The following is a 6,318-nucleotide window of genomic DNA, read 5'->3' as shown; positions in this document are numbered from 1 at the left end:
TCTCTCTCTGGCGCTTTATTAATATACTTATTTCGCAAGGGGTTGTCAAGCGTTTTGCGAAAATATTTTTGATTTTTGGTTAATGCAATACACCGTATGGGTTTCGGCTGTTGTGGTCGGCTAGGATATCCGATCGCCCAATCTGCTTTACTGCCAGGGGCTGCTTTTTCACCCGGAAAGTGGGTTGGGGCTGTCTGTGAAGAAGGGTATATAGAATCCTTCAGAGGTGAAAGATGATGGGACTTACTCGGAGGTAAGGCTTTCGTTAGGGTGTGAGGCGATCGCCCGCTTCACCATCACACAACCTCGTGATTACTGAATCTGAGTCATATAATAAGTAGTGTCTGCATTCGCTGGACTTGACGCTCGGGAGGGTTGGGTATGTCATTGACCCGATCGCCCGCGTGGAAGTCCTCGCTCCATCAATCGCCCGCGTGCAAGTCCTCGCTTCATAAAATGCAGCAGTCCCCACCATCCCGATACGGTACTGTAACCCGCCTTACTGCTCGGGCTTGTGCGGGAAAGACCTCAAAGCGAACACGCCAGATCGATCGCCCGCAAATACACTCTCCTTAATTACAGCCACCCCCAAATATCTTCAGTTACCCCATTTATCAGCCTTTGAAGCTCGATCGCGAGTTAGTCTCCTCAACATCTACATCTAAAAAGTGCAAGTGACTCTCGGACTCAGTATTGGCAGCAATCACCAAACCCGTCTTTCCCCAAGGGGCGATCGCCCGGGGTGTGACGGGGCTGCTAAAATTCCCGATTTGAATACCTTGACTGTTTAAGACCAGAATCTGCCCCCCAACCGAAGCCAACACCCATCCCCAATTAGCCACACAAGCAGACACGGGCAAACTTTCAACGGGAATTCGCGCTACCTTGAGCGGCCACAATTTCATCAACAGCACCGCGGCTTTGCCGGATTGAGGAATTCCCAGTAAAGTATACGGTTCAGGTGTCAGCAGCATCTGTCCGACGCTGGCAGACAACCGCACAGAACCCACTGGCGTGCCGCGGCGAGTGTAAACTCTAAAAATAGTTTGGGGATTTTTGGGTTCGTTGTCCGGCCAAACTGCTAAGATGTGTCGCCGATCCAAAAACATTAATTCTGGTAAATAGTGTTCCGGTAACGGCACAGTAGCGATCGGCTTCAAGGCTTTTTCTCGATCGCCCGCAGTGCTGTTGCCAGTTAAAGCATAAAAACGCAGTTCGCCCGGAACAGCTACTGTCAACCAGCGGCCGTGAGAATCAATAGCAGCTTTAAAAGCATCTGCACCTTGCCTTAAACCCAGATCCAGTAGGCACTGAGGCTCCCCAGAGTCATCGCCCTGCCAGTAAAGTTTTTGCTGAGTGAGAACGCAGCAGCCCTGGGAAGCAGGTAAAATGCCGCGCACGATTTCCGGCATTAATATAGAACTCGGCATTTCTTCTGTCACTAGCTGTTGTCCCGGCTGACACCAAACCTTCACCTCTTTACCTACAGCAGCGTAGAGATACTTTTCAGTGCCAATTAAAGCAGTCAGCGGTGCAGGAAGTATCAGCGGCTTTGGCTGCGAAACGGAATAACGCACAGTCCGAAGTAAATTAATCGCCGGCTGTGATGCTTTTTCCTCTTCGACTTCCAGCACAGAGTCAGTGTCCGACTTCAGGCTTTTAGCGCTGTTGGTTGCGGGGTTTTCCCAAGGAACAATGCAGTCGCCCAATTGCCTGACAGCGGGGTCGTACATGATCAGCTTGAGAGCTTGAGACATTTGGAAAGCACTGGCAAAACGGCGGGCCGGCAGCTTTTCCAAAGATTTTTTGACTATTGCTTGCAAAGGTTCGGGGATGGCGTCGGGAAGTAGCAAGCGTTGATTCAGGTGCGCCCACCTCAAGTCTCCGGGGGCTCCGCCGAAAGGGCGGTAGCCCATTAGCAACTCAAACAGCAGAATTCCCACTGCATATATATCTGACATGGGGGAATAAAGACCGTAAAACCGCTCTGGGGCCATGTAAGCCGGGGAACCTACGGTAGCGTCGGGAGAAATTTCTTGGTGGAGGCGAGTTGTACCGATTTCTGGCAGCCGGCGGGCGATGCCAAAGTCAGACAGCCTGGGCGACCAACCTTTGGAGCCTAGAGTGAGGAGGATATTTTCGGGTTTGATGTCGCAGTGAACTACGCCTCGGCGGTGGGCGTAGTCTAAGCCTGCTAAAAGTTCCATGACTAGCTGTAAACCTTCGAGCAGCCGCAAGGGGCGGTCTTGTTTGAGCAGGTTGCGGAGGGTTCCTCCCTCGCAGTAGTCCATAACCAAGTACCTGCCTGTAGCTGTGTGTTCGAGAGCTCGGCAGGTGACAATGTTGGCGTGCTGCAAGGTGATCAGAAACCACAGCTCTCTCAAGAATTCGCTAGTTGGGGCTTTTTGATGGCTGAGTTCTTTGAGAGCAACCAGTTGGCTGGTGAGGCGGGAGTCCTTGGCGGGAGTTTCTCGAACGCTGGCACAAAAAACTCGACCAAATTGCCCTTGTCCGACTAGCCCTAAAATGCGGTACTTAGAATGTTGCATCGGTCTAATTATAGGAAAAGCTTGAGCTAGTATTAAAATATGTAAATAATTCTGACAAAAATTCAATTTTTTGAATCGATCGCCAGGTACAGCCTTATGTTATCTCAGGTTCATTCTGGGCCGAGTAAGAGCGATCGCAGGGTCGCACCTACTACAATCCTTGAGTTTCGCCCTGGAGTATCAATCTTGCCGGATTCGGGTGCCGGATCTGGAACTACCTGTGGCTGCTATTTTAGTCGATCGCGAGTATTACAGTTTTTTCAATGCCGTCCAGGAACTGTCTAAGGTTTTAGCCATCGTGGCTAAGCTGGGGAATAGGGGCGACTCAACAGCGATTACCAAAACAGAAGCGCGGTTATGCAATCTGGGTTAGAGAGCCAGAAGCTGATGCTATCGTCAAGCAATCTTAGCTTTTTTGAGTGTTAGCCAAATTTTTTTGGCTTTGAATATGTCGATCGCGCTTGCTTGCATACTGAACTTGAGAGGATGAAAAATTATGGTTAAAATTATTAAATTAGATCCAATTGCCGAAGAAATGGCAGTGGAAACCCGATCGAATATCCTGGCTGCTTTACTTTCCAAAGACTTAGACGTTCTCAAGGAATGCGGGGGGCGGGGAATGTGCGCTACCTGCCACGTTTACATTAAAGAGGGCATGGAAGGCTTGTCTAACATGAACCGCCGTGAGAGGAGGACGCTGGAAGTCATTACTACAGCTAAAGCCAATTCGCGACTTGCTTGTCAGGCCCAAATCATGGGGGAGGGTGTGGTTGTACAGATACCTGCGGGGATGTACATTAATGCTATTGAAAATGTGGAAGCTCTGATCGGCCGCCGGGCTCAGCAAGATTTGTTACACCCAATTACGGGTCAAGTAGTTGTGGAATCGGGAAAATTGATTACTCGTTCGATCGTGACACAGCTTAATGAAACTCGCTTCCAAGTAGGACAGTATTTAGTTCGCACTAAAGAAGCTTAAAACTGATATGTTTGTATTTTAGTAGTTGAGAAAAATCTATGTTGAGCCAACTTGCGCGTTTGAGCACGGAAGCAGACGGACGCTACGCCACCGCTGAGGAACTCCAATTTTTGAAAGACTACTTTCAGTCTTTAAATCACCGGATGAGTGCTTATAAAAAACTTCAAGCCTCTGAAAAAGAAATTATTCGCCAAGTGGAAGCACAAATGCAGTCTCTAGACCCTAGTTTATTTCGCCGCGGGTCTCTAGACCTGACTGAAAAGTGCCGTGGAGATGGTGTGCGGGTATTGAGGCATTCGGCGGCAGCACTGTTGATTAATGATACTGAACGGTTGCGCGATCGGCTGCTGCTTTGGTTGCAAAATATTTTAGGGGCTGTTCACGGTCGCAATAGTTCGGCCGTGACCTACGATGTCATGAAAAAGGTACTCAAACAATATCTCACTGCTGAAGAAGCTAGTCTATTTTTTCCGATTCTGGACATGAACCGCACTCTACTGGGCAAATAATCAAGGCGGATGCTAACTTAAGGGCCATGATAAACTGTGCCGTTAGGAAGAATGGCTCCAAGCAAGTTCACTCCCCTCAAATCCGCCTCACTGAGAATGGCTCCGCGGAGGTTGGCTCCTGTCAAGTCAGCTTTCCGCAAATTGGCTTTACTGAGGTTAGCTTTGCTCAAGTCAATTTCACGCAGGCAAGAATTAGAAAGGTTGGCATTGAGCAGGTATGCCCCGCTCAAGTTGGCTTTGCTGAGGTTGGCGCCACTCAAGTTAGCTTCCATCAAATAAGCACCGCTGAAATTGGCTTCGTTCAACAATGCCTCTGCCATATTAATTCCGGTTAAAAGTTTGCGGCTCAAGTCTACACCACCCAAATCTGCCCCGCTGAGGTTGATACCGCTTAAGTGGCAGCCATTCAAAGTAATCTTCCTGAGATAGGTTTTGCTGAGGTCTGCTTTGCACAAATTGGCTCTGTCCAAGCAAGATTCGCTGAGGTCTGATTCGCTCAAACACGCGCCGTTTAAATAAGCTTGAGTGAGGTTAGTTCGCCTGAGGTTAGCTTTGCTGAGGTTGGCTTTTGTGAGGTAAGCTCGGGTTAAGTTGGCTCCGGCTAGGTTGGCTTTGGACAATTTGGCTCCGGTGAGCTGTGCTTCGCTCAAGTCTGCTTCTTTGAGACTTGCTAGACTCAAGTCTGCATCTTTTAAGTTGGCCCCGTTGAGATTGGCTTTAATCAGATAGGCTTTACTGAGATTTGCTTCGCCCAGATTGGCTTTGGTGAGGTTGGCTGCGCTCAGATCTGCACCTATGAGAATTGCTTTGGGGAGAATTGCTCCGGTGAGGTTTGCCCAATTCAGGTGAGCTCCCGCTAGGTTGGCGTCGGTGAGATTGGCGTCGGTGAGATTGGCTCCGCTGAGACTTGCGGCCATGAGGTTGGCGCCGGTCAGATTGGCTCCGCTGAGGTCGGCTTTGCTGAGGTTGGCTCGGCTCAGATGGGCTTTGGTGAGGTCGGCTTGACTGAGGTTAGCACCGATTAAGTAGGGTCGGTGCTGGTGTTCGTTAAGGTTTGCTAAACGTAGAGTTGGGGCATCGCTGGAACGGTATAAATCGATCGGACTCAACACAATGCCGCGCAAGTTTGCCTGTCTAAAATCTCTTTCGCCGGCTGCATATCGATTTAGAAGTTCATTGGCGTCCATTAAGTTTGAGAAAAAAGTTTGAGGTTGTGATTGGTTTTAAATTTTATGAGTTTCTAAGGTAAGTTATGAATTGTCTAGCTGCGAGTTATCGTCCCATACGCTTGGGTTAAAAAGGTAATTGCTCCGCCCGCACCTGCTGTTCATTGAGAACCTAAGAAAGTCTCGGTGATTGCTTCGCTCGGGGCGAGAGCTCTTCGGAGACGCTTAGCTAACCCTTGCTTATTGAGTTATAGTCAGATTTTTTTGAGATAGCTAAAACCATTTTTTAAACTCTGTAGCTTTTCGAGCATTTAACTCTCTGTAATCTTTGATTATCTGGTGGATAAAGTAGCCACCAAATCACCGAAATGACAGCTATTTACCATCAACTAATAGCTGTCAAACAAGTCAGTTTTTTTGGCAAAGTTGACTGATAATAGCTTCGTGAGCTTGTCCTTCTTCGACCATAGAATCTGCTGGTTGGAGGCGCTCGCGCAGCCCTAAAATAAAGCGGTTGCAGTCCGAACCCAAGGATTCGCAGGAGGTTTGCAGGCAGTGGAGTTCTCGACCTGTGAGCTGACTAAAGAAGGAACTTAAGATGCCTGCTTCTAGAAAACAGGCTGGCCGCTTCGACTTGGGAGCTGTTTTAGCAAAAAGAGAGTTACCAATTTTTACTATTAAAAATCCCTGTTCGGAATAGCTGGGGTCAAATTCAAATGTTCCCCAGCCGTGAGTTTTCCAGCACTGTTGCAAGGACTGAAGAAATTCTACCATTTCCATCTCGGAAACTGGCTGACCGTAGTATTCGCTGACTTCTTCGCAAAAACGCACGTAGAAGTTTTTCCCCCACCAACGACCGCAGTTGAATAGCACGAGGCGGGAGGCTTGACCTGTTTCTTGTTCTAAACCGATATAAATGGCTTGAATCAGTGTTTGTGGGAGCGCTATGAGCCGATCGCCCCGGCGGTTTTCGAGCAGGCCGAGTTCGAGGTCGCCTCGGACGTAGGCATCGCTGGCAAAGTAGTTTCCAGGGAGTCGGGGCTGTTTGAGCAAGTCGGCAATATTAATCATCGGTAATCACCAATTGGGACGTTGAAGGAAGAGGTCCGAGGTTC

At 48.8% G+C, this 6,318-nt stretch carries 6 protein-coding genes; 3 read left to right on the top strand and 3 right to left on the bottom strand.

Going from position 1 to position 6,318, the window contains the following annotated elements:
- Window positions 1-614 precede the first annotated feature (614 nt).
- The gene (locus QUB64_RS11130) at window positions 615-2,549 is read right to left on the bottom strand and encodes a serine/threonine-protein kinase (protein WP_333265292.1); all 1,935 of its coding nucleotides are present in this window, start codon (window positions 2,547-2,549) and stop codon (window positions 615-617) included.
- 70 nt (window positions 2,550-2,619) lie between these two features.
- Between QUB64_RS11130 and QUB64_RS11125 the strand changes: the two genes are divergently transcribed.
- From QUB64_RS11125 to QUB64_RS11115, 3 genes are all read left to right on the top strand, one after another.
- Window positions 2,620-2,922 (top strand): hypothetical protein, encoded by a 303-nt coding sequence (locus tag QUB64_RS11125; protein ID WP_333265294.1) that lies wholly within the window; start codon window positions 2,620-2,622, stop codon window positions 2,920-2,922.
- 123 nt (window positions 2,923-3,045) lie between these two features.
- Window positions 3,046-3,528, top strand: coding sequence for a 2Fe-2S iron-sulfur cluster-binding protein (locus QUB64_RS11120; protein WP_333265296.1), 483 nt, complete (start codon window positions 3,046-3,048; stop codon window positions 3,526-3,528).
- 38 nt (window positions 3,529-3,566) lie between these two features.
- Entirely contained in the window at window positions 3,567-4,037 is a 471-nt protein-coding gene (locus QUB64_RS11115) for a phycobilisome protein (protein ID WP_333265298.1), read from the top strand.
- A 17-nt stretch (window positions 4,038-4,054) separates the two neighbouring features.
- Here QUB64_RS11115 and QUB64_RS11110 read toward each other — a convergent pair whose 3' ends face one another.
- Entirely contained in the window at window positions 4,055-5,224 is a 1,170-nt protein-coding gene (locus tag QUB64_RS11110; RefSeq protein ID WP_333265300.1) for a pentapeptide repeat-containing protein, read from the bottom strand.
- Between the two features lie 387 nt (window positions 5,225-5,611).
- Entirely contained in the window at window positions 5,612-6,274 is a 663-nt protein-coding gene (locus tag QUB64_RS11105) for a V4R domain-containing protein (protein WP_333265301.1), read from the bottom strand.
- Between the last annotated feature and the right edge of the window lie 44 nt (window positions 6,275-6,318).

It is taken from the genome of Microcoleus sp. Aus8_D2, assembly GCF_036702665.1.
Lineage (GTDB): Bacteria > Cyanobacteriota > Cyanobacteriia > Cyanobacteriales > Microcoleaceae > Microcoleus.
The sequence above is the reverse complement of the archived record's forward strand: the minus strand, read 5'-3'. Positions and strand labels throughout refer to the sequence as shown.